Origin of the sequence: Exiguobacterium sp. s121 (genome assembly GCF_018617245.1) — a bacterium.
Taxonomy (GTDB): Bacteria; Bacillota; Bacilli; order Exiguobacteriales; family Exiguobacteriaceae; genus Exiguobacterium; species Exiguobacterium profundum.
The window spans coordinates 1-23,398 of the sequence record NZ_JACSJV010000002.1; the positions used below are offsets into that span (position 1 = coordinate 1).

The 23,398-nt window shown below is 47.0% G+C and carries 22 protein-coding genes; 13 read left to right on the plus strand and 9 right to left on the minus strand.

The features are described 5' to 3' along the window. Window positions 1–264: 264 nt before the first annotated feature. The 7 genes from KOG47_RS10405 to dnaA form a co-directional block, all read right to left on the minus strand. Window positions 265–1,254: an HD-GYP domain-containing protein gene (locus KOG47_RS10405; RefSeq protein WP_196431642.1), complete on the minus strand. Its 990-nt coding sequence runs from the start codon at window positions 1,252–1,254 to the stop codon at window positions 265–267. Window positions 1,255–1,311: 57 nt separating this feature from the next. Beyond that, on the minus strand, window positions 1,312–3,879 hold the full coding sequence (gene gyrA, locus KOG47_RS10410; protein ID WP_015880210.1) for a DNA gyrase subunit A: 2,568 nt from the start codon (window positions 3,877–3,879) through the stop codon (window positions 1,312–1,314). Between the two features lie 22 nt (window positions 3,880–3,901). After that, window positions 3,902–5,830 carry a DNA topoisomerase (ATP-hydrolyzing) subunit B gene (gene gyrB / locus KOG47_RS10415; protein WP_074035264.1) on the minus strand — a complete coding sequence of 643 codons (1,929 nt, stop codon included), beginning with the start codon at window positions 5,828–5,830 and terminating at the stop codon, window positions 3,902–3,904. Between the two features lie 49 nt (window positions 5,831–5,879). Next, window positions 5,880–6,998 carry a DNA replication/repair protein RecF gene (gene recF, locus KOG47_RS10420; RefSeq protein ID WP_159563190.1) on the minus strand — a complete coding sequence of 373 codons (1,119 nt, stop codon included), beginning with the start codon at window positions 6,996–6,998 and terminating at the stop codon, window positions 5,880–5,882. A 1-nt stretch (window position 6,999) separates the two neighbouring features. Next, entirely contained in the window at window positions 7,000–7,215 is a 216-nt protein-coding gene (gene yaaA / locus KOG47_RS10425; protein ID WP_015880213.1) for a S4 domain-containing protein YaaA, read from the minus strand. Between the two features lie 126 nt (window positions 7,216–7,341). Continuing rightward, window positions 7,342–8,481, minus strand: a complete 1,140-nt coding sequence (dnaN, locus tag KOG47_RS10430; RefSeq protein ID WP_026824743.1) for a DNA polymerase III subunit beta — start codon at window positions 8,479–8,481, stop codon at window positions 7,342–7,344. A gap of 196 nt (window positions 8,482–8,677) precedes the next feature. Further along, window positions 8,678–10,057, minus strand: a complete 1,380-nt coding sequence (gene dnaA / locus KOG47_RS10435; RefSeq protein WP_015880215.1) for a chromosomal replication initiator protein DnaA — start codon at window positions 10,055–10,057, stop codon at window positions 8,678–8,680. A 765-nt stretch (window positions 10,058–10,822) separates the two neighbouring features. On the opposite strand from dnaA, the gene rpmH reads away from it, so the two are divergent. From rpmH to KOG47_RS10455, 4 genes are all read left to right on the plus strand, one after another. Then, window positions 10,823–10,957, plus strand: coding sequence for a 50S ribosomal protein L34 (rpmH, locus tag KOG47_RS10440; RefSeq protein WP_015880216.1), 135 nt, complete (start codon window positions 10,823–10,825; stop codon window positions 10,955–10,957). 154 nt (window positions 10,958–11,111) lie between these two features. Further along, complete coding sequence (gene rnpA, locus KOG47_RS10445) at window positions 11,112–11,456, plus strand: ribonuclease P protein component (RefSeq protein ID WP_015880217.1); 345 nt, start codon at window positions 11,112–11,114, stop codon at window positions 11,454–11,456. 104 nt (window positions 11,457–11,560) lie between these two features. Next, window positions 11,561–12,421 (plus strand): membrane protein insertase YidC, encoded by an 861-nt coding sequence (yidC, locus tag KOG47_RS10450; RefSeq protein WP_015880218.1) that lies wholly within the window; start codon window positions 11,561–11,563, stop codon window positions 12,419–12,421. 102 nt (window positions 12,422–12,523) lie between these two features. Next, window positions 12,524–13,069: an HdeD family acid-resistance protein gene (locus KOG47_RS10455; protein WP_215244197.1), complete on the plus strand. Its 546-nt coding sequence runs from the start codon at window positions 12,524–12,526 to the stop codon at window positions 13,067–13,069. A 13-nt stretch (window positions 13,070–13,082) separates the two neighbouring features. Here the strand turns inward: KOG47_RS10455 and KOG47_RS10460 are convergent, their stop codons facing one another. Continuing rightward, window positions 13,083–13,841, minus strand: coding sequence for a nucleotidyltransferase domain-containing protein (locus KOG47_RS10460; RefSeq protein WP_214691423.1), 759 nt, complete (start codon window positions 13,839–13,841; stop codon window positions 13,083–13,085). Between the two features lie 172 nt (window positions 13,842–14,013). On the opposite strand from KOG47_RS10460, the gene mnmE reads away from it, so the two are divergent. The 5 genes from mnmE (at window position 14,014) to KOG47_RS10485 (ending at window position 19,799) form a co-directional block, all read left to right on the plus strand. Next, window positions 14,014–15,393 (plus strand): tRNA uridine-5-carboxymethylaminomethyl(34) synthesis GTPase MnmE, encoded by a 1,380-nt coding sequence (gene mnmE / locus KOG47_RS10465; protein WP_031424082.1) that lies wholly within the window; start codon window positions 14,014–14,016, stop codon window positions 15,391–15,393. 15 nt (window positions 15,394–15,408) lie between these two features. Beyond that, entirely contained in the window at window positions 15,409–17,295 is a 1,887-nt protein-coding gene (gene mnmG / locus KOG47_RS10470) for a tRNA uridine-5-carboxymethylaminomethyl(34) synthesis enzyme MnmG (protein WP_074035252.1), read from the plus strand. Between the two features lie 4 nt (window positions 17,296–17,299). After that, complete coding sequence (gene rsmG / locus KOG47_RS10475) at window positions 17,300–18,016, plus strand: 16S rRNA (guanine(527)-N(7))-methyltransferase RsmG (RefSeq protein WP_015880223.1); 717 nt, start codon at window positions 17,300–17,302, stop codon at window positions 18,014–18,016. Window positions 18,017–18,095: 79 nt separating this feature from the next. After that, on the plus strand, window positions 18,096–18,980 hold the full coding sequence (noc, locus tag KOG47_RS10480) for a nucleoid occlusion protein (RefSeq protein WP_015880224.1): 885 nt from the start codon (window positions 18,096–18,098) through the stop codon (window positions 18,978–18,980). A gap of 36 nt (window positions 18,981–19,016) precedes the next feature. Further along, window positions 19,017–19,799: a ParB/RepB/Spo0J family partition protein gene (locus KOG47_RS10485; protein ID WP_031424085.1), complete on the plus strand. Its 783-nt coding sequence runs from the start codon at window positions 19,017–19,019 to the stop codon at window positions 19,797–19,799. On the opposite strand, the gene yyaC is transcribed toward KOG47_RS10485, so the two are convergent. Continuing rightward, window positions 19,772–20,398, minus strand: a complete 627-nt coding sequence (gene yyaC / locus KOG47_RS10490; protein WP_078145959.1) for a spore protease YyaC — start codon at window positions 20,396–20,398, stop codon at window positions 19,772–19,774. The genes KOG47_RS10485 and yyaC overlap by 28 nt on opposite strands. A 169-nt stretch (window positions 20,399–20,567) precedes the next feature. Between yyaC and KOG47_RS10495 the strand changes: the two genes are divergently transcribed. From KOG47_RS10495 to rpsF, 4 genes are all read left to right on the plus strand, one after another. Further along, complete coding sequence (locus KOG47_RS10495; protein ID WP_074035244.1) at window positions 20,568–21,509, plus strand: mechanosensitive ion channel family protein; 942 nt, start codon at window positions 20,568–20,570, stop codon at window positions 21,507–21,509. Then, window positions 21,499–21,702 carry a DUF951 domain-containing protein gene (locus KOG47_RS10500; protein WP_047795718.1) on the plus strand — a complete coding sequence of 68 codons (204 nt, stop codon included), beginning with the start codon at window positions 21,499–21,501 and terminating at the stop codon, window positions 21,700–21,702. The genes KOG47_RS10495 and KOG47_RS10500 overlap by 11 nt, the downstream gene beginning before the upstream one ends. Before the next feature lie 153 nt (window positions 21,703–21,855). Further along, complete coding sequence (gene ychF, locus KOG47_RS10505; protein ID WP_031424089.1) at window positions 21,856–22,956, plus strand: redox-regulated ATPase YchF; 1,101 nt, start codon at window positions 21,856–21,858, stop codon at window positions 22,954–22,956. 130 nt (window positions 22,957–23,086) lie between these two features. After that, on the plus strand, window positions 23,087–23,374 hold the full coding sequence (rpsF, locus tag KOG47_RS10510; RefSeq protein WP_015880230.1) for a 30S ribosomal protein S6: 288 nt from the start codon (window positions 23,087–23,089) through the stop codon (window positions 23,372–23,374). The last annotated feature ends 24 nt before the right edge of the window (window positions 23,375–23,398 follow it).

Sequence of the window (23,398 nt, forward strand, 5' to 3'; positions counted from 1 at the left end):
CGCCAGCGTTCGTCCTGAGCCAGGATCAAACTCTCCAAAGAATTTGATATAGCTCTTAAATTGACGAAGCTTGCGCTTCATTCAAAAATGGTAAAACTTTTTTTGCCTCATCGTTCAGTTTTCAAAGTTCGTCTGCCGCTCTTAGCGACTCATTTATAATAGCACCTGTAATTATATCCGTCAACTATAAAAAGAAAGTTTTTAAAAAAGAATAAATAAAGACGATTCCATTTCATTTTGTTGAATGGAATCGCTAGTTTCTTCTTATTGAAATGCAACAATGCTCACATCGGTTAATCGCGATAAATCATATTCTTTCTCCCCTGTCGCTTCAAGCACAATCGGTTGTTCGACACGATTCGTATAGGCATATATCGTTCCTCGTACTCCACTGCTCAATAAAACAGGGCGACCGATTTCATAAAATCCAAGTAATGTCGCAAGAAGCGACAAAGCTTCTCCATCATAGGCTTTGTTCTGCCACATATAGAAATATGCTTCCTCTGGAGAGAGCGGCTTTCGGAACGTTCGGGGTGCTGTTAACTGACAGAAGCGATCGGCGACAATAAATAGAGGAGAGGCTGGATTCAACTCGCGTTCCGTCAGACGTTTTGGAAACCCGGATCCATCCAATCGCTCATGATGCTCGGTAATCAATTGATACACTCTTCCTCGTAACGTTTGAGTACTCGGGAGCATCGATGCCGAAACGAGTGGGTGTTGATACAATAGCTCCCGTTCCATTTTTGTGAAATAACGCATATGAGACCATTTCCGAATTTTAGCGTAGCTCGCATCTGCAAAATAAGAAGCAATCCCGTAATCAAATTGGAGTTGATGTTCGTCCCCTCGATATTTCGATAAGGCACGGGCGACGAGCGCTCGATAGACGGAATGGTAAATGACATGATTTTTCCGCAACGGCTGATGCGTAAAGAAATGAACGATCGCTGTAAGCGGAACTTCCTGACGAAATAGTTGATGAATGAATTCTAGACCTTCATATGGGTTAGGTGCGATCCGTTCTTCCCACTGATTATAATGCTTCTCATATTGAAGGACCTGATTACAGAGGCGCTGTTCTTCTTTAGACGTGAAGAGCTTCTGTTCAACAGGTGCGACATCGATATCTTCGATTTTTAAGAAACGGAGCAAACGTAAATGTTCATTGGTTAAGTGGATTCCGGCTTCTAAAGAAGAAACGGGTGACAATAGCGTCATCCCAACATGTACAGTGGATAAGTTCAAACGCACGCGAATCCCTCCTAATATATGAAAAGATCGAACGGAAACACCGTTCGACCTCTCGTCTTACTCATTCACATCAGACGATTCATCGGTTTCAGGTGCTTCATCCTCAAACCCATTCTCCAAATCGACTGCTGATTCCTCTTCTAATTCATCTTTTTTCAACTTTGCGATAGTCGCTAAACGATCGCCCTCTTCGATGTTCATCACTTTCACACCGCGAGTACTTCGACCCATTTGAGAGATCGTTTGTGAATCAATCCGAATCGCAACACCGAGTTCGGTCATCAGCATGATGTCATCGTCTTCATCAACGACACGCATCCCGACGACTGTTCCACGATCTGTCTTAATTCCGATGATACCGGAACCGCCACGACCTTGTGTGCGGAACTGTTCCATGGCCGTACGTTTTCCGTATCCTTTTTCAGTGATAATCAAGACGTCTTGCGTGGTGCGAACGATTTCCATCGAGACGACCAAATCGTCTTCCTTCTTCAATCGAATCGCGCGAACGCCTCGTGCCGTACGTCCCATCGAACGAACTTCTCCTTCGAGTGGGAAGCGAATCGACATACCTTGGCGTGTGACGATCAACATTTCATCGTCGCTCTTCGCTAAACGGACCGTAACGAGTTCATCTGTCTCATTCAAACTGATGGCACGTAGACCGTTTTTGTTGATTCGGGCGTATGCCGAAAGTGGCGAACGCTTAATCAATCCTTCTTTCGTGATGAAGACGAGAGACAACTGCTCGTCTGCTACTTCTTCAGACTCATCCTGTGTCTCTTCCGCTACCGTTTGGTTAGCCAAGTAACTATTGAAATCGACAGGAATCATCGTTTCGACTTTTTCACCTTTGTCGATTTGCAGCAAGTTAATGATCGGCATCCCTTTCGCGGTACGGCTCATCTCAGGAATTTCGTATCCTTTGAGACGGAAGACGCGTCCGAAGTTGGTGAAGAACAGGATGGTATCGTGTGTCGACGCGGAGAGCAGACGAAGCACAAAGTCTTCATCGTTCGTTCCCATACCTTGTTTCCCACGTCCACCACGGCGCTGTGTCCGATATGAATCCGATGGGATCGACTTGATATATCCTTCGCTCGTGAGCGTAATCATCATGTCGCGAACTGGGATCAAATCTTCGTCCTCGAGTTCAACGATATCCGTACGAATCACCGTACGACGAGCATCACCATATCGCTCTTTGATTTCGATTAACTCGTTACGAATGATATCGAGTAGCAATTCTTCGTCTCCGAGAATCGCACGAAGTTCTTCGATTAGCGCTTTCACTTCACGATATTCGCCTTCAATCTTCTCACGTTCCAAACCAGTCAAGCGTTGGAGACGCATATCTAAGATTGCTTGCGTCTGTTCAGTCGAAAGTCCAAAGCGGGCAATCAACTTTTCACGAGCCTCGTCACCTGTGCGTGTGCTACGGATGATGGCGATGACTTCATCCAAGTGATCCAAGGCAACACGAAGACCTTCTAAAATGTGGGCACGTGCTTCCGCTTTGTCTAAATCGAATTGCGTCCGACGACGCACGACCTCTTTTTGGTGTTCGATGTAGTAATAGATTGCTTGTTTGATGTTCAACGTTTTTGGACGACCGCCTACAAGCGCGAGCATGTTAACACCGAACGTCGTTTGCATCGGTGTTTGCTTGTACAAGTTATTCAAGATGACACTCGCATTCGCGTCGCGGCGAACTTCAATCACGATGCGCATCCCGTTACGGTCTGATTCATCGCGTAAGTCCGTGATTCCCTCGATTTTCTTGTCGCGAACCAAATCGGCAATCTTTTCAACGAGACGCGCTTTGTTGACTTGGTAAGGAATCTCGTGCACGAGGATCCGTTCACGGCCATTTTTCAAGACCTCGATTTCAGCTTTCGCACGCATCGTAATCGATCCACGTCCAGTTTCGTATGCACGACGAATCCCACTACGTCCCAAAATCTCTCCCGCAGTCGGGAAATCAGGACCTGGGATATGTTGCATCAATTCTGCAATCGTGATGTCCGGGTTGTGAGAAAGCGCCAGTACACCGTCGATGACCTCGTTCAAGTTATGAGGCGGAACGTTCGTCGCCATACCAACGGCAATCCCGCTCGTCCCGTTCACAAGGAAGTTCGGGAAACGTGCCGGAAGTACGACTGGTTCTTTTTCTTCACCATCGAAGTTTGGTTGATAATCAATCGTGTTTTTTCCGATGTCTCGTACGAGTTCCATCGCAATTTTAGACATACGTGCCTCGGTATAACGCATCGCAGCGGCCGAGTCGCCATCGACTGAACCGAAGTTCCCGTGACCGTCGACTAATTCGTAGCGATAACTGAAGTCCTGAGCCATGCGGACCATCGTCTCATAAACGGCTGAGTCACCGTGTGGGTGGTACTTACCGATGACGTCCCCGACGACACGCGCCGACTTCTTATGTGGCTTGTCCGCGCGAATACCTAGTTCGTTCATCGCATATAAAATACGACGGTGAACCGGCTTTAATCCATCTCGCACGTCCGGAAGGGCACGTGATACGATGACGCTCATCGCGTAGTCCATGAACGACGTTCGCATCTCCTGGCTAATATTTATATCCTTGATATTTTCTTGTTCTGCCATTCGTTATTGCCTACCCTTCTTATTAAATATCGAGGTTCTTCACGTAATGGGCGTGAGATTGAATAAAGTCACGGCGTGGTTCGACGTTGTCACCCATGAGCGTTTCGAAGATTTCATCCGCTTCGATTGCATCTTGCAGGTCGACACGAAGCATCGAACGTGTTTCCGGGTTCATCGTCGTATTCCATAACTGTTCAGGATCCATCTCTCCGAGACCCTTGTAACGTTGAACGCTATAACGTGCATTTTCAGGAAGTTGTGCAATCGCTGCCTGCAACTCACGGTCGTTTTGAACGTAGATGGTTTCTTTACCGTGCTTCACACCATAGAGTGGTGGTTGCGCGATATAAACATATCCACTTTCAACGAGTGGGCGCATGTAACGATAGAAGAACGTCAACAATAACGTCCGAATGTGCGCACCATCGACATCGGCATCGGTCATGATGATGAGTTTATGATAGCGCGCTTTCGATAAGTCAAACTCATCGGCAATCCCTGTTCCGAGAGCCGTGATGATGGTCCGGACTTCTTGGTTGGCCAAAATCTTATCAAGACGTGCTTTCTCAACGTTGATGATTTTCCCTCGAATCGGAAGGATGGCTTGGAAGTGACGATCACGTCCAGATTTCGCAGAACCTCCCGCTGAGTCACCCTCAACGATGTATAGTTCAGATTTCGATGCATCTTTTGACGAACAGTCTGCCAATTTCCCTGGCAATGAACTGACTTCGAGAATCCCTTTCCGACGTGTCATCTCGCGTGCACGTTTCGCAGCAAGACGCGCACGTGCCGCCATCAAGCCTTTGTCGACAATGAGGCGACCGACCGACGGGTTCTCGAGTAGGAATTGTTCGAACGTGTCGCTGAACAATGTATCCGTTGCCGTACGCGCATCGGCATTCCCGAGTTTTGTCTTCGTCTGCCCTTCAAACTGAGGAGAAGGGTGCTTGACCGAAACAATCGCCGTCAATCCTTCACGGACATCATCCCCTGAGAGGCTACCATCGGCTTCCTTCATCAATCCGAATCGCTTCGCATAATCATTAATGGCACGGGTGAGCGCCGTCTTAAATCCAGTCTCGTGCGTCCCACCTTCATGCGTCGGAATGTTGTTCGTGAATGAATAAATGTTACTTGCGAAACCTTCGTTGTATTGAAGCGCGATCTCGACTTCGATTCCGTCTTTCGTCCCGTGTACGTACACAGGCTCCTCATGAATCGACGCTTTTGAGCGGTTCAAGTGCTCGACATAAGACTTGATTCCGCCCTCATAGTGATAGTTCCGCTCAATCGTCTCGTCACTACGATCATCTTTAGCCACGATTCGTAACCCTTTGTTCAAGAAGGCGAGCTCACGTAAGCGTGTCGCTAACAGATCAAAGTCATATTCGAGTGTTTCTTGGAAGATGTCCCCGTCTGGGAAGAAGCGGACCGTCGTCCCTGTCGTGTCGGTCGTCCCGACGATTTCGAGTTCACCCTGTGGAACACCACGTTTGAACGATTGGTAATATACGTTTCCATCGCGACGAACGAACACTTCAAGTTTCGTCGATAAGGCGTTAACAACCGACGCCCCGACACCGTGAAGACCACCTGATACTTTGTATCCGCCACCGCCGAACTTACCACCTGCGTGCAACACCGTGAAAATAACTTCAACGGCAGGTCGCCCCGTTTTCTTTTGAACATCGACCGGAATCCCACGTCCGTTGTCTTCAACAACGATTGAGTTCCCAGGCTCGACCGTCACTGTGATCGTGTCACAATAACCAGCGAGCGCCTCATCGATTGAGTTATCGACAATCTCCCATACCAAATGGTGGAGACCGCGAGAGCTTGTGGAACCGATATACATCCCTGGACGTTTACGGACAGCCTCTAAGCCTTCAAGGACTTGAATCTGATCGGCGCCGTACGCTTGCAATTCTTTTTCATTTTCATTACTCATCGGTTATTTTCACCTACTATACATGATTTGGTGTTCCTTCTTGCCACGATTACACGGACTCCGTTTCAACCTCACCTTGTTTCACGTGAAACACTTTAGCTTGTTGAATGGTCTCATGTGCAATCCCGTCAATGTTTGTTGTAGTCAAAATCGTTTGTACTTTCCGTCCCATCGTATCGAGGAGATGGGTTTGGCGATGATCGTCAAGCTCAGATAACACATCGTCTAATAACAACAGAGGATATTCGCCTACTTCTTCATGAATCAATTCAATCTCAGCTAGCTTCAATGACAAGGCCGCCGTTCGTTGCTGACCTTGTGAACCGAACGTTTGAACGTTTCGATTGTTGACATACAATTCAAAATCGTCACGATGCGGACCAAATAAGGTCACACCTCTTCGTCGTTCGTTCTCTCTTATTTTATCAAACTTTTGACGATACGTTTCAAACATCTGTTCTTTTGAGAAGCGTTCTTTTTGGAACGTGTCGGAAACGTATTGAATCGTCAGTGTTTCGAGTTCTCTTGTGATTCCGGAATGGATGGGATTGGCCCATTTTTCGAGCTGGTCGATGAAGTGATAGCGTCTCATCACAATTTTTACGGCAAGTTCAATCAATTGATCCGTCAAGACTTCAAGTAACGTTTCGTCGCCACCTTTTGTGGATAACTGCTTCAACAAGGCGTTCCGTTGTTTCAACGTCTTCAAGTATTGATTGAGCTCGTGTAAGTACACCGGACTGACCTGACCGATTTCCATATCTAAAAATCGCCGTCTCCCTTGCGGACTGCCTTTCACGATGGCTAAGTCTTCTGGGGCGAACAAGACGACGTTAAATGCGCCGACATAGTCACTGAGACGACGTTGTTCCAAATGATTGAGCTTTGCTTTCTTGCCTTTAGGAGAAAAAGAGAGACTCTGCACCGATTCGCCCGTCCGTTTATGAATCCGTCCTTCGATACTCGCAGCATCGGCTTCCCAACCGATTAACTCACGGTCTTGTGTCGTCCGATGCGATTTTGCGAGCGCAAGTACGTAAATCGATTCGAGAAGATTCGTTTTTCCTTGGGCGTTCTCACCAATCAGAACATTCGTCTGTTCTGAAAAATCTAGCTCGAGGGTTTCGTAGTTGCGATAGTTTTGCAATCGGATCGACTTTAAATGCACGTCAGTTTCCCTCGATTTGATATTCCCCGAAGCCTTCGACTTCGATTGTATCTCCATCTCTTAATTTACGACCGCGGCGCTGGTCCTGCTCACCGTTCACTTTAATCATGACATCCTCTAAAAAGAACTTTGCTTGTCCCCCACTTGAGATGATATCTGCTAATTTTAAAAATTGTCCGAGCGTTACATACTCGGTTGTAATCGACACTTTTTCCATGTCGTCACTTCCTTTCTCACATGCTGATCTGAAAAAATCGCCATACATATTAGTTTATCGAAAATCGTCGAATAAGGCAAAAAGAGGGATGACAAGGCAAGACACCTCATCATCCCTATCCGCAGCTTACGATGTGCGGACTGGCAAAATCAGTTGAAGAACACTATCTTGTTCAACCGGTCGTAAAATGAACGGTCGCATCGAACCCGTGAACTGGATTTCGATTTCAGATGCATCGAGTGCGCGGAGCGCGTCCATCACGAATTTCGAGTTGAAGGAAATTTTTAGTTCTTCTCCTTCAAGCGACAGGATGCTGACACGTTCCGACACTTTTCCGACTTCCGGCGAGTGTGAAGAGACTTCAACTGCCGTTGTATCTTCCGCCACAAATTTAATGACGTTGTTGCGATCGGCACGTGCTAAGAGCGATGCACGGTCAATGGCCTGTAAGAACTCTTTCGCATTCATCCGAACGGCTGTGCGATATTCTTCCGGAATGAGACGTGACGTATCTGGATAGGCACCGTCTAACAAACGAGAGAAGAATGAGATGTTTTTCATACGGAATAAAATTTGTTGGTCCGTTAAGACGATTTCAATCGGCAACTCTTCACGGTCGAGTAATTTTGCCAATTCGTTGAGTGAGCGACCAGGAACGACGACATTTTGGAACGTCAAATCGTTATCTGTCTCAAATCGCGCACGACGAAGCGCCAGACGGTGGCTATCGGTTGCGACACATGTAAGGAAGCCCTTCTCTGCTGAGAAGTTAACCCCTGTCAATACGGGACGTGTCTCCTGTGAAGAAACAGCGAAGCTCGTCTGACGGATGATGGTCTTCAATAGATCAGCCGGCAAATAGAAGCGACGATCACTCGCAAGTTCAGGTAGGCGTGGATATTCATCCGGGTCGAGACCGTTTAAATGGAACTCTGCCTGACCAGACTCAATGCGCGTCATGAAGTTCGGTGAAACTTCGAGTGTGACCTCGTTCGTCGGTAACTTCTTCACAATTTCTCCTAAGAAGCGTGCGTTCAACACGACGCTTCCAGCACGTTGAATTTGAATGAGTTCAATTCCACCCTCTTCGATTGGAATCAAGCGTTCAATCGAAATCTCGGTATCACTTCCTGTCAGTGTTAAGCCATCCGCATGTGCCTCAAGTTTCAAGCCTGTCAAAATTGGAATGGTCGTTCGTGAAGCCACAGCTTTTGATACGTCTTGTACGGCTTGCATGAATACATCTCGTTGAATCGTTAAATGCATGTGGATAATTCCTCCTAAGGTGAAATGAGTCCATTTCCTAATAATATAATAGTATTAATTAAGTCATAATAGTAATAAGGGCTGTGGATACTGGGGATAAGTCCCCTAATCCATACGTGTTAAGCCATTTCGCCTGTGAATAACTTGTGGATAACTAAGGTGGTTTATCCACAGGATATCCACAGAGAATTCTTCATTAGTTAGAAAGTGCCTTCTTCAACGTTTGAATCGTCTCTTGCATTTCCACATCGTTCTTTAGAAGGGTGCTAATTTTTTCATGTGCATGAATCACAGTCGTGTGATCACGCCCTCCGAACTCTTCCCCGATTTTTGGTAAAGAGCTCTCCGTCATCTCCCGCGAGAGATACATTGCGATTTGACGTGGGAATGCCAACGTCTTGGTTCGCTTTTTCGAGTTCAATTCTTCTACTTGAATGTTGAAGTGTTGACCGACAACTTCTTGAATATCGCGAATGACAATTTTCTTCGCTTCCTGGACAGGCATGATATTATGAAGCGCTTCGGCTGCCACGTCCGGGTCGATTGGTCGTCCGACAAGTTTTGCATAAGCGACGACTCGTGTCAGTGCCCCTTCTAGTTCCCGAATGTTCGTATCGATTTGATTCGCGATATACAGCATGACTTCATTCGAGATATCAAGCCCTTCCGCGGTCGCTTTTTTGCGAAGAATCGCAATTCGCGTCTCAAGGTCCGGTGGTGTGATGTCTGTGATTAGGCCCCATTCAAAGCGTGAACGAAGTCGATCCTCTAGCGTCGGGATTTCTTTTGGTGGTCGATCACTTGAAATCACGATTTGTTTCTGATCGTTGTGCAATGCATTGAATGTGTGGAAAAACTCTTCTTGGGTTTGTTCTTTCCCTGCTAAAAACTGAATATCATCAATCAATAGTACATCAATGTTTCGATAACGGTTCCGAAACTCACCGGTCTTATTATCCCGAATCGAATTGATAAATTCATTTGTGAACTTCTCAGAAGAGACATAGGCAATGCGAGCCCCCGGTTTTTGACCTTTTACATAATGACCAATCGCATGCATCAAATGTGTTTTACCAAGTCCAACGCCTCCGTAAATGAAGAGCGGGTTATAGGCGCGTGCAGGTGCTTCAGCGACAGCAAGTGATGCGGCGTGGGCAAAACGGTTCCCCGATCCGATGACAAACGTCTCGAAAATGTATTTGTCATTCAGTTGACCAAGATCCCCTTCCTCTTTTGAAGGTAATAGCACGGGCTGTTCTTTTGTTTCTGTCACGGCGATGGACTCATTTGACGATCCATCCGCTGGAGCATACTTGTGTGCTTGAGATTCCTCGATGAAATGAATTTCAAGCTTGTTGTTTGTGATCTCTTCAACTGTATCTTGTAACAGAGAGAGATACTGTCGCTCTAACCACGTGACGATAAAACTGGCGGGTGCCGACACAACGAGCGTCGTTCCCATCAATGATATCCCCTCGGTTGATTTCAACCACATGTCAAAACTGGCTTTTGGAGTTCGTTCTTCTTCCTCGATTACCGATAAGACATTTCTCCAAATCTCGCGAGCATTCTTCAATGAAAGACCTCCTTTACTCACATGTTGGGTAAAACTTATTCACACGATATACACATACACTATTCTATAGTAGAAACTAGGGTTATCCCCAGAGAACAAAAACTGTGGATAAAGTTATCCACATGGTGTTCATTATGGGGATAACACTTATCCACAGCCTGTGTATATCTTGGAATCACGAATTGTTCATCCACAAGTTTGTGCACATTCAGTTTAGCAAAATAAAATAGACGTGGCAATGCTTTTTGGTATTTATCCACAGATAAAGAAAAGTATCCACACCCACTTATCCACATGCTGTGTGTTTTGTGGATAACCTGTGGATATATTGTGGATAAAGCACTAATGATAGAATATGAGATGAAAAAGTTATACACAAAAGAGGAAGGAGTGAAATGAAAGATTGTTTTTGTAAAAGAAGAAAATGAAAAAATAAAGAATAAGAATATGAAAAAAGAGGAGTTATTCACATATAAATGTGGATAACTTCGAGATTTTGTGGATAAAATGGCTCAACGTGGCTATTTATAAAGACCGTTTATAAAATACGTAAAGGTTGTGTATACATTCATCCCCCTACTCGTCCTTCGGATAAGGATCGAATCCATGTGGATGAATGCTTTCTGAGTGCCTCATTCTACGAATTCGAAAACCATCCGAAAATACATTGACAATTGTTGAATCGATTTATATAATCTTAAAGACTGCCTTAAATGAAACTATAACTTGCTAATAGAGCGTTAATCTTGAGGAGGTGCTGTAACCATGAAACCAACTTTCAACCCTAACAACCGTAAGCGTAAGAAAGTTCACGGATTCCGTGCACGCATGGCGACTAAAAACGGTCGCAACATTCTTGCTGCTCGTCGTCGTAAAGGCCGTAAAGCCTTGACTGTATAATTCTGAATGAAGATTGCCCGGGGATCCTTTCCTCGGGCAATTTTTTAGTTTGTCACAGAAACGTAGTATTTCATGGATTCTCCCTCGTTCAAATGATGTGGATATGATATGATGTTAGTTGACGATTTTTGAAGCGAAGGATGGAGTGAGAATTTTGAAAAAAGAATACCGCCTGCAAAAGAATGAAGAGTTCCAAGCGGTGTTTCGCGAAGGACGCTCCGTGGCCAATCGTCAGTTTGTCGTCTACACGCTCAAAGCGGATCAAACGCATTTCAGAGTGGGTCTTTCCGTCAGTAAGAAACTTGGAAATGCTGTGGAACGGAACCGGATGAAACGATTGATGCGTGAGTCGCTTCGCTTGCTCGAACCAAACGTTGCACCGAATGATTATGTCATCATCGCTCGAAAACCTGCGACCGCATTGACGCAGTCGGAAGTGACCGAGAGTTTGAAACACGTATTCAAACGGGCCAAGGTTTGGCAAAAGCAGGGCCGGTGACCATGACAATCTGAATTTGTTCTCTCATATAATTAGAGTCTGATAAGATTGCCCGATCGACGTGTGCGTTAAAAAGAATTGATAAAGAAAGCGTAGGAGGAACTATGAGCAAAAAGCTAAAATTAGGATTACTCGCTGCCATGACCGCGGTCATCATGCTGATGGCAGGCTGTGTGGATCCGTCTACCATCCAAGCCGAACCAGTAACGGCTGACACAGAAGGTTTCTGGGCGAAGTACTTTGTATGGCCGCTCGCATGGCTTTTGAAGGAAGTTGCTTACTTGGTCGGTGGCCCGTGGCAATACGGGATTTCAATCATCATCGCGACGATTATCGTCCGGTTATTGATTCTCCCACTCATGATCAAGCAGACGAAGAGTATGGGTGCGATGCAAGTGTTGCAACCAGAAATGCTGAAGCTTCGTGAAAAGTACAGCTCAAAAGACCAGGAAACACAACGTAAACTCCAAGAAGAGATGATGAAGCTTTATCAGGAATACCAAATCAACCCGCTCGCGGGATGTTTGCCGATCTTGATTCAAATGCCGATTCTCTTCGCATTCTATGATGCGATTCGCCGTACACCTGAGATTTTCGAAGCGAACTTCTTATGGTTCGACCTCGGTGCTCCGGATCCAACGTTCGTCTTGCCGATCTTAGCGGCAATCTTGACGTTCGCACAACAAAAAATCTCAATGGCGGGTCAAGAACAGAACCCGCAGTTGAAGATGATGCTTTATATCTTCCCGGTCATGATCTTCGTCATGTCGATCAACCTCCCAGCTGCCCTTTCGTTATACTGGGTAGTCGGTTATATCATCTCGATCATCGTCACGATGGCAATCATGCTCCCGATGCGTGAGAAGATGAAGGTTGCGGCTGAAGCGAAAATCGCTGCGAAAGAAGCAGAGCGTGCAGCGCTTGCTGAAGAAGAAAAGAAAAACAAAAAGAAAAAGCGTAAATAATCGCTAAGCTGAGTGTCTTCTGACGCTCAGCTTTTTTTTGTGGGATTGCAAGCCAGTCAGAGGGGAATAGAGATAGAAACGAGTAAACGGAGGTGTGGGAAAATGGAGGCATTCATTCAGCGTTTGGAACGTTCGACGTTATGGCAAGCGATCATTTATTTTGTACTTGGTGTTCTCATTCTGTTATATCCTCGATTTTTCTTTGATGTCATGGTGTATGTCATTGCCGGTTATTTAGCGATCATGGGGATTTGGATGATCTTTCAAGGGTTGCGTCGACGTCAGGGAGGGTTGCCACCCACTTTCTTTATGGGTCTCATCTATTTGATTTTGGCAGCGGTCGTCTTTTTCTTCGCAGAGACGCTAGCTAGTCTTCTCCCGATTTTGATCGGAGCCTTGTTCTTATTCGGTGGAATTATCCGCCTGATTCAGGCACTCGGTTACCGTCAATCGATGTCGGGACGATGGCTTTGGTTTTTGATTGGAAGTCTATTGTGGATAGGTGTCGGGATTCTCATGTTGACGAATCCGTTCAGTAGTCTACTTGTCTTGTTCCAACTGTTCGGCGGCATTCTCATCGCCATCGCGATACTGGAACTGTTCCTCTATTTCACGATTCGTTCGACGAAACGCCAAGCAAGATACTAAAAAACAAGCCGCCCTATATGCCAGGACGGCTTGTTTCTCGTTGAATCAACTGTTCCATGAACGGTCCGAACACGTTGTAGCCAGGTAGTGATGTGAAAAAAGTTTGCTCTACCTGAAGTCGCTCCAGATAGATGTGGGCGGCTTTTTCGTGTGAGGCGGGGGTCAAATGGTCATAAAATGAGCGGAGGTCGATTTCTTGTCGCTGCGTCACATCTTTTAAACCAAGGGAAGCCCGGTCCGGTGTGTGGTGAGCGGCTAACACATATGCGAAATGGACCATTCCTTGCCGGAGCATCTCCGTTGCCCACATCGCGTTGCCTCGATTGCGTGATTTTGTATATTGGAAAAAGAACCACACGGTATCGAACGCATGGTCACTGATTGCCGCTTCGTCTAATTGCAAGGAAGTGGCGTGTCTAGCAAGTCGCTGTTGTGGGTCGTAGAGCACATGAATCGAGTCTTGATGATTCAACGTCTCTTGCGTGACCGTGAACAGGTCGAGGTGAAGAAAATCATCAAAGACGGCGATGAGTTGTGGAGCGACGATGTGAATCTCGTCTTTTAACAGAATCGGACGATAGGCGGTTACATGCTCGAGGCGTCTAGATAGAAAAGAGACCTTTTCATCGGGGTGTACCATGACATAGAGGTCGATATCTGAATGTTCATCGGCTTCTCCCCGACCGAATGAACCCTTCATAAAAATCGCTTGAACCGCTTCATCGTGCTGTAATCGTTCGGTGATGATTCGGATTGCGTCTTGCTGTTTCATCTTTAGATCATCTCTCTCCTATGTAAATATATTCCTTTATTGTACGAAAACGATGAGGCGAATGGCAATGACTTTATCAATGGTCCAACTCTTTCGTTCAAGTCGAATATCGTGTATAGTAGGTTCGTTATGCATATGATAGAAGAAGATGTTTAGGTTTGGAGGGAGAAAGATGCTAGAGTTTGACACGATTACAGCGATTTCGACGCCGATGGGTGAAGGTGCCATCGGGATCGTCCGACTATCGGGCGATTTGGCGGTCGAAACGGTGAACAATGTGTTTTCTGGGAAAGACTTAACAACAGTCGATTCACATACGATTCATTATGGAACGTTAAAATATCCTAATACGGGCGAAATCGTCGATGAAGTCATGGTCAGTATTATGCGCGCGCCGAAGACGTTTACGCGAGAAGATGTCGTCGAAATCAATTGTCACGGAGGCGTCGTAGCGGTCAATCGTGTCCTTGAGCTCATTCTCGATCAACCCGACATCCGCCTAGCAGAACCGGGCGAGTTCACGAAGCGCGCCTTTTTAAATGGTCGGATCGATTTATCTCAGGCGGAAGCGGTCATGGATTTGATTCGCGCGAAGACGGACCGAGCAATGAACGTTGCGATGGCGCAAATGGAAGGACGTTTGTCACGCCTCGTTCGCGAGTTACGTCAACAATTGCTCGAGACGATTGCGGCGGTCGAGGTCAACATCGACTATCCAGAATATGACGCAGAAGAGATGACCCAGGCCATTGTCGAAGAGAAAGCGGGCGAGGTCAAACGTGTCCTCGAACAGTTACTCGAGACAGCGCGACAAGGGAAAATCTTACGTGAAGGCTTGGCCACGGCAATCATCGGTCGACCGAACGTCGGAAAATCTTCTTTGATGAACACGCTCGTTCAAGAGACAAAAGCGATTGTCACCGAAATTGCCGGTACGACACGTGACACAATTGAGGAATACGTCAACGTGAAAGGTGTTCCGCTCAAATTGATCGATACGGCAGGGATTCGCGAAACGGAAGATATCGTGGAACGAATCGGTGTGGAAAAGTCGAGAAAAGCGTTAGAAGCGGCAGATTTGGTCCTTCTCGTCTTGAACGGACATGAGGGATTGACTGTCGAGGATGAGGCGTTATTTGAGGCAGTTAAAGGAATGAATGCCATCATCATCATCAACAAGACAGACTTGCCACAAAACATGGATTCTTCTAAGCTAGAGAAACTAGCGGCAGGACGTCCAATTGTGGCGACATCGCTCTTGCTAGATGAAGGAATCGATGCCCTTGAAGCGGCCATCGCAAATCTATTCTTCGCAAAAGGTGTCGAGTCACAGGATATGACGTATATCTCAAACGCTCGACACATTCAGTTAATCAAACGAACGATTGGTCAAATTGATGAGGCGCTCGGTAGTGCCGTCATGAATATGCCGATCGACATGGTTCAAATCGATTTACGTCGTGCGTGGGATACGCTCGGTGAAATCAATGGAGATACCGTACAGGAGAGCTTGATTGATCAGCTCTTTTCACAGTTTTGTCTTGGGAAATAATAAGGAGGAACGAATATGGCTTATACGGCAGGCGAATTTGATGTCATCGTCATCGGGGCCGGACACGCAGGGATTGAATCAGCACTCGCATCGGCTCGAATGGGCGCGAAAACAGCGATGCTCACCATGAACCCTGATATGGTCGGATTCATGTATTGCAACCCATCAATCGGTGGGCCGGCGAAAGGGATCGTCGTACGTGAAATCGATGCGCTCGGTGGCGAGATGGGGCGTGCGATTGACGCGACATACATCCAAATGAAGATGCTCAACACATCGAAAGGGCCGGCGGTACGTGCGCTACGTGCACAGGCGGACAAATTCCAATACCAAAATCATATGAAGAAAGTGCTAGAAGATGAGCCGAATCTGCTGCTTCGTCAGGCGCTAGTCGAGCGCTTGTTGATTGAGGACGGAGAAGTACGTGGCGTGGTAACGAACACAGGTTCAGAATATCGCGCGAAAGCGGTCATCGTCACAACGGGAACGTTCATGCGTGGTCAAATCATCATCGGGGAATTGGCTTACGAGAGTGGTCCGAACAACCAAATGCCATCGGTCGAGCTATCGAAGCATCTTGAAGAGCTCGGTCTCGACTTAGTTCGATTCAAAACGGGAACACCGCCACGAATCGACGGCAAGACGATTGATTATTCGAAGACGGAGATTCAGCCAGGGGACGAGAATCCATCATTCTTCTCGTACACCTCGACGGACTTGGATCCGATCGAACAAATCCCGTGCTGGCTCACGTACACGAGCGAACGTACACACCAATTGATTGATGAGAACTTGCATCGCTCACCGATGTATTCGGGTGCGATTAAAGGAACAGGGCCCCGTTATTGCCCATCAATCGAAGATAAGGTCGTTCGCTTTAATGATAAACCGCGTCACCAAATCTTCTTAGAGCCAGAAGGTCGCGATACGGAAGAAATCTATGTCCAAGGCTTTTCGACGAGTATGCCAGAAGACGTGCAACATCAGATGCTTCGCACGATCCCGGGTCTTGAAAATTCAGAGATGATGCGTCCCGGTTATGCGATTGAATACGATGCGGTCGTACCGACACAGCTTTGGCCAACTCTCGAAACAAAAGCTGTCCCAGGTCTTTTCACAGCGGGACAAATCAACGGGACGAGCGGGTACGAAGAAGCGGCTGGACAGGGCATCATGGCGGGAATCAACGCCGCATGCAAAGTGCTCGGAAAAGATCCGGTCATCTTGGACCGTTCGCAAGCGTACATCGGCGTCTTAATCGATGACCTCGTGACGAAAGGTACGAACGAACCGTATCGCCTTCTCACATCACGTGCCGAATACCGTCTTTTGTTGCGTCATGACAATGCGGACTTGCGACTCAGCGACATCGGGTATGAGATCGGCTTACTTTCAGAAGATCGTCACACTCACCTCAACGAGAAGCGTGTAGCGATTGAAAAAGAAGTGAAGCGACTTGCGTCACTTGTCGTCAAACCGACACCTGAAGTCAATGCGATGCTCGAATCGGTCGGTGCGCACCCGCTTAAAGAAGCGACGCATGCCAACATCTTGTTGAAACGTCCGGAAGTATCTTATGAAGCACTCATGACGGTCGTTCCGTCAACGGAAGAATTGTCGTATGAAGTGAAAGAGCAAGTCGAGATTCAAGTGAAGTATGAAGGTTATATTTCCAAACAGCTTGAACAAGTCGAGAAGATGCGTCGCATGGAAGAAAAACGAATCCCGGAAAACTTGGATTACGATGCGATCGGTGGTCTCGCGACAGAAGCGAAACAAAAACTAAAACAAGTTCGTCCTCTTTCGATCGGTCAAGCGTCTCGTATCTCAGGCGTAAACCCAGCAGACGTGTCAATCTTGCTCGTCTATATCGAACAAGGACAATACGCAACGGTGGAGTGAAACGATGAACGAATCTCAATTTATTGAAGCGTTACGAGCTGAAGGGTTTGAGCTGAGTGAGACACAACTCAGTCAGTTCAAGCGTTACTTCGAAATGCTCGTCGAATGGAACGAGAAAATGAACTTAACGGCCATCACGGACCGAGAAGAAGTATATTTGAAGCATTTCTATGATTCGCTCAGCGCAGCGTTTCATTTCGATTTCACGAAAGTCGAAACCGTATGTGATGTCGGGGCAGGAGCCGGATTCCCAAGTCTTCCGCTCAAAATTTTATTCCCACACTTACACGTCACGATCATCGATTCGTTAAACAAACGCATCACCTTTTTGAACGAGTTGGCCCTTGCCCTCGGACTCGAAGGTGTCGCGTTCCATCATGGTCGTGCCGAAGAGTTCGGAAAAAATAAAAAGTTCCGCGAACAGTTTGACGTCGTCACAGCACGTGCGGTTGCCCGCATGACCGTGTTGGCAGAATACTGTTTGCCACTCGCGAAAGTAGGCGGAAGCTTCGTTGCGCTTAAAGCGGCCAAGGTTTCTGACGAGATGGCAGACGCCAAAAACGCTTTAGCCGTTCTAGGTGGGAAAGAAAAAGCGACACACCAGTTCCTATTGCCAGGAGAGATGAGTGAGCGTAATATCGTAGTTGTAGATAAACTACGAAAAACGCCCGGGAAATATCCGCGTAAAGCGGGGACACCGGCGAAAGAGCCACTTATCTGATGATGTCGTTTCACGTGAAACAAAAGCAGATTCCAGTGGTGGAGTCTGCTTATTTTTTTACATAAAGGGGTGCCCGACGTTGAAGAATAGATTTGCGAAATTGTTCGGTGTGAATCGAAAAGACGAAGTTGCCGTGACGCAGATTGCGGAAGTTCGAGCGGATGACACGGTACAAGAACTCTCGTTATCACGGTTGCGTCCAAACCGTTATCAACCGCGTAAAGTGTTCGAACCGGCAAAAATTGAAGAGTTGGCAACGACGATTTCGGAACATGGACTCCTTCAACCAATCGTGGTTCGAAAGGCAGATGGGGACTGCTATGAAATCATTGCCGGGGAGCGTCGTTTCCGTGCGGTGAAATCGCTTGGTTGGTCAGCGATTCCGGCAATCGTTCGCGATATGGACGATGATACGACGGCTGCACTCGCCTTGATTGAAAACTTGCAGCGTGAGCAGTTAAGCCCGATTGAAGAGGCGGAAGCATATGATCGTTTACTCGCCTTGAACGGTTTGACGCAAGATGCGCTCGCGAAGAGTCTAGGCAAGAGTCAATCCACGATCGCCAATAAGTTGCGTTTGTTAAAATTGCCGGAGGATGTGAAGCAGTCGCTTCGCGATCGTCGGATCAACGAGCGACATGCGCGTGCGTTGTTGCCGTTGAAGGAAGAAGGATTGCAACTTCAAGTGCTCGCAGAAGTGTTAGAACAGGATTTTAACGTCAAGGAGACAGAAGAACGCGTCGCCTTTTTAACAACACCGATCGAAGAAGAGAAGCGAAAGCCGAAAAAACAACGTCGTCGGACGAAAAGTTTTGCGCGTGACACGCGAATCGCCATCAACACGATTCGTGACTCAATCGATTTGATTGGGAAAACAGGGATTGACGTCCAAACTGAAGAAGTAGACGAAGAGGAATTTGTTGAAATTCGAATTCGCATCCCGAAAGCGCGGCCTCAAAAATGAGTCCGTGCTTTTTTATACAATGAAGGAGGTTTGTAGATGGAACGATTAGCATTAAAATTCATTCGCCCAAACCCGAATCAGCCCCGGAAACAATTTGAGGTGGAAAAATTAGAAGAGTTGCGTCAATCCATTGAGCGATATGGCGTCCTACAACCAATCGTCGTTCGAAAAGCGACAGGATACTATGAAATCATTGCCGGGGAACGACGGTTTCAGGCGGCGAAGCTCGCTGGGAAAGAAGACATTCCTGCCCTCGTCGTCACGGCGGACTCCGATCGCGTCATGGAGTTGGCGCTGATTGAAAACATTCAGCGGGCAGACTTGAATGCCATCGAAGAGGCTGTCGCCTATGAACAGTTGATGCAGACGCTAGGTCTGACGCAACAACAGTTGGCCGATCGCGTCGGGAAGAGCCGCAGTCATGTGACGAACAGTCTTCGCCTCCTTCGATTGCCGAGTGCCGTCCAGCATGCGGTCATGGTCGGAGATTTGACGATGGGACATGCACGTGCCATCACGGGTATGAAATCGGAACAAGCGATGGAACAGATTGCGAAACGGGTCATTGCCGAGCATTGGACGGTCCGTCGCCTCGAGCGTTACTTACAAAAAGAGCGCACAGAAAAAAAGACGCTGAAGCGATCGAACGCCGATATCGAAGCGGTCGAAGCGGTGCTTGCGGAGCGTCTTCAGATGGATGTGTCGATTCGTCCGCGCCGAAAAGGCGGCGTCCTCGAGTTGAAGTATTTTTCACAAGACGACTTGGAACAATTGTTGACGTTATTATCGCCTCAAGACTTTGATTCATCTCGTGACTGACGAAGACGCGTGATGGCCGCCTCTTCGTGATGCAGGCGCCCGATCCGTGTATCAAAATCGGCGAATCCGTCTGTGATGAAACGTGCGAGTTCATATACAAGATGGAGACGGGTATTCTGTAGAATCATCATCTCCATGAATCCACTTACGTTCACGACGGCTTTAATATTGTAAGCGCCGACTGCCGGAAGTTCTTTTTGGACACCGGCCCCTGGAGCGAGCGGACCTTCCGAAAAGAAGACATAACCGACACTTGATAAACGTCCGAGACAGGCGTCGATAGCGATAATGAGCGGTTGATGGAAGCGCGTTTGAATCTCATGTAACGTTTCCACCAAATTGAGTGCGTGTACAGGCTTCGTTAATGTGCCATATACATGTAAATTTCGGATATGACGTTCTTCTAAAAACGTTCCGACGAGCGGACCGAGTGAATCACCGGTCGAACGGTCCGAACCGATGCAAACAAGGACGATGGGGCGATGGATTTCATTGACCAACTGTTCATGAAGCTGGTCCGCAAGCAATCTGGATCCACTCCGCTCAGTGTGTTCAATGAAGAAAGAGTATGGTTTATGAGGTTTTAAGCGAAACGGCATGAATCTCATCCTCTCTTCTAAGCTGCCTATTCCTAGTTGCAGTTGGGGGATTGATCTCGTATTAACCCATTCCCAAAAGTGGAAAACTTCTAACTTCCGAATGCAGTGTTTGAGAAAAGTCGTGAAATATGTTTTGATGATTTAGAATCTACGACTTTGAGGTGAAAAGATGGCTTCGCAAAATACAGAAAAAGATTTAAATACGGTTGCCGATGAGACAATCGACAGCGTGAACCGATTCGTCGAGTACTTTAAAGATACAGACATGTGGATTGGTTTAGGGATCAAGCTCGCCGGTGTGGCGCTCATCATCCTTGGTTTATATATCGCAACACGCATTTTGACAACGATGGTCGAGCGCGTGTTTACGCTCCGCAAAATAAAAGAACATGATATCGTCGCCCAGCGACAGAATGAAACGTTATTAAAATTAGCCCAAAACACAATCCGCTATGTGATCGGGTTGATTATGGTCTTGACGGTGCTCGGACAATTCGGTGTGAATATCGCCGGTTTGATTGCATCAGCCGGGGTCGCGGGTCTTGCAATCTCATTCGGGGCACAAAGTTTGGTGAAAGACGTCATCACAGGGGCGTTCATCATCTTTGAAAACCAATATAAGAACGGGGATTACGTCAATTTGAACCAACAAGTCGACGGGACGGTCATCGAGGTCGGAATCCGGACGACGAAGTTAAAAGGATTAAACGGACAAGTGACGATTATTCCGAACGGACAAATCTTACAAGTGACGAACTACTCGCTTGAAAACAGCGTCGCTGTTGTCGATATTGGGGTTGCGTACGAAGAAGATATGTCAAAAGTAGAGCAAGCGCTCAAGGAAATTGCGAAAACGGTCGAAGCACGCTATCACGACTTGTTCATCAAACCAATCGACTTAGCTGGAGTGCAGTCGCTCGGACCGTCGGAAGTGGTGTACCGATTAATGGCGGAAGTCCCGCCGACCCAGCACTTCGCAGCTGGTCGAATTTTGCATAAAGAGTTAAAGGCTGGACTTGACGAGCGGGGGATTGAAATTCCATACCCACGTACGGTCATGATGCCACCGAACTCGGCTCCTAAAGGAGGAGAAGCAGAAAATGCAAAGTAAAACCTATGCATTGAACGATATTGTGGAAATGAAAAAACCACATGCCTGTAAGACGAACCGTTGGCAAATCACGCGTGTCGGGATGGACATTCGAATCAAGTGTCAAGGCTGCGGAGCCAGTGTGCTCATGCAACGCCGTGATTTCGATAAGCGATTCAAGAAAGTGCTTGAACAAGGGAACGCCGCCGAATAAGCGGCGTTTTTCTTTAGGTTATGAACGTGAGTTGCGGTTTAATCGTGGACTATCTATAATTGTGAAGGATGTGACGGTGTGGTGTACTGAATGTACCCACTCCACAGACGGCTTAACATTTCCCGGGAAACACCGGATGAGGAGGAAATACTAGTGGGATTAACAGCAGGAATTGTCGGATTGCCAAACGTCGGGAAATCGACATTGTTTAATGCGATTACACAAGCAGGAGTCGAGGCGGCCAACTATCCGTTCGCGACGATCGACCCGAACGTCGGCGTCGTAGAAGTACCGGATGCGCGCCTTGATCGATTGACAGAACTCGTCAAACCGAAAAAAACGGTACCAACAGCATTTGAGTTTACAGATATCGCTGGAATCGTGAAAGGTGCGTCAAAAGGTGAAGGTCTCGGAAACAAATTCTTGGCGAACATTCGCGAAGTCGATGCGATTTGCCAAGTCGTCCGTTGCTTTGAAGACGAGAACATCACGCACGTCGCAGGTCGTGTCTCACCAATCGATGACATTACGACTATCAATCTTGAATTGATCTTAGCTGATCTTGAGCAAGTCGATAAACGCATCGCACGTGTTCAAAAAATGGTGAAGGCAAAAGATAAAGGTGCGGTACAAGAACTCGAAGCACTCGAAATCGTGCGAGATGTTCTTGAATCAGAGCGCCCGGCACGTGTCGCTGAATTATCAGAAGATCAACTCGCGATCGTCAAACACTTCCAATTGCTTACGATGAAGCCGATGCTTTACGTGGCGAACGTGAGTGAGGATGAAGTGGCAGATGCCGATTCGAACGAGTTTGTACAAGCAGTCCGTGATCACGCGGCAACAGAAGGGTCGAAAGTCATCGTCATCTGTGCACGAATCGAAGAAGAAATTTCAGAACTCGAACCGGAAGAACGCCTCGAGTTCTTACAAGATCTCGGAATCGAAGAGTCAGGACTTGATCAATTGATCCGTGCGGCTTACTCGACACTTGGTCTTGCGACATACTTCACGGCAGGTGAGAAGGAAGTTCGTGCTTGGACGTTCAAACAAGGGATGAAAGCCCCACAATGTGCTGGTGTCATCCACTCTGACTTCGAACGTGGATTCATCCGTGCCGAAGTCGTGTCGTATGACGACCTTTCAGCAGCAGGAAACATGACGACGGTGAAAGAACAAGGAAAACTTCGTTCAGAAGGAAAAGAATACGTCTTCCAAGATGGCGACGTTGTCACGTTCCGCTTCAACGTATAAGTTGATTTACGGAAACGTATTGTAAAAGTTAAGGAAGTTTGATAGTATATTATGACGTGAGTAAAACAATTGTTTGCTCCTTGCTCCTACAACCGGTAGGGGCCGTTAGTCCAAGAGGAGGTGAAAGATAATGCGTAAATACGAACTTCTTTACATTATCCGTCCATCAGTTGATGAGGAAGCGAAGAAAGCTTTAATCGAGCGCTTCAACAACGTCATCACTGAAAACGGTGGTACTGTTGAAAAAACAACAGACATGGGTAAACGTCGTTTCGCTTATGAAATCAACAAGATGCGCGAAGGACACTACGTTCTTCTTAACATCGTTGCTGAACCTAAAGCGATCTTAGAAACAGAGCGTCTCATGAAGATCTCTGACGACGTTGTCCGTCAAATGACAACAAAAGACGAGCGTTAATCCTTAACGTTTCGTATCGTGAAA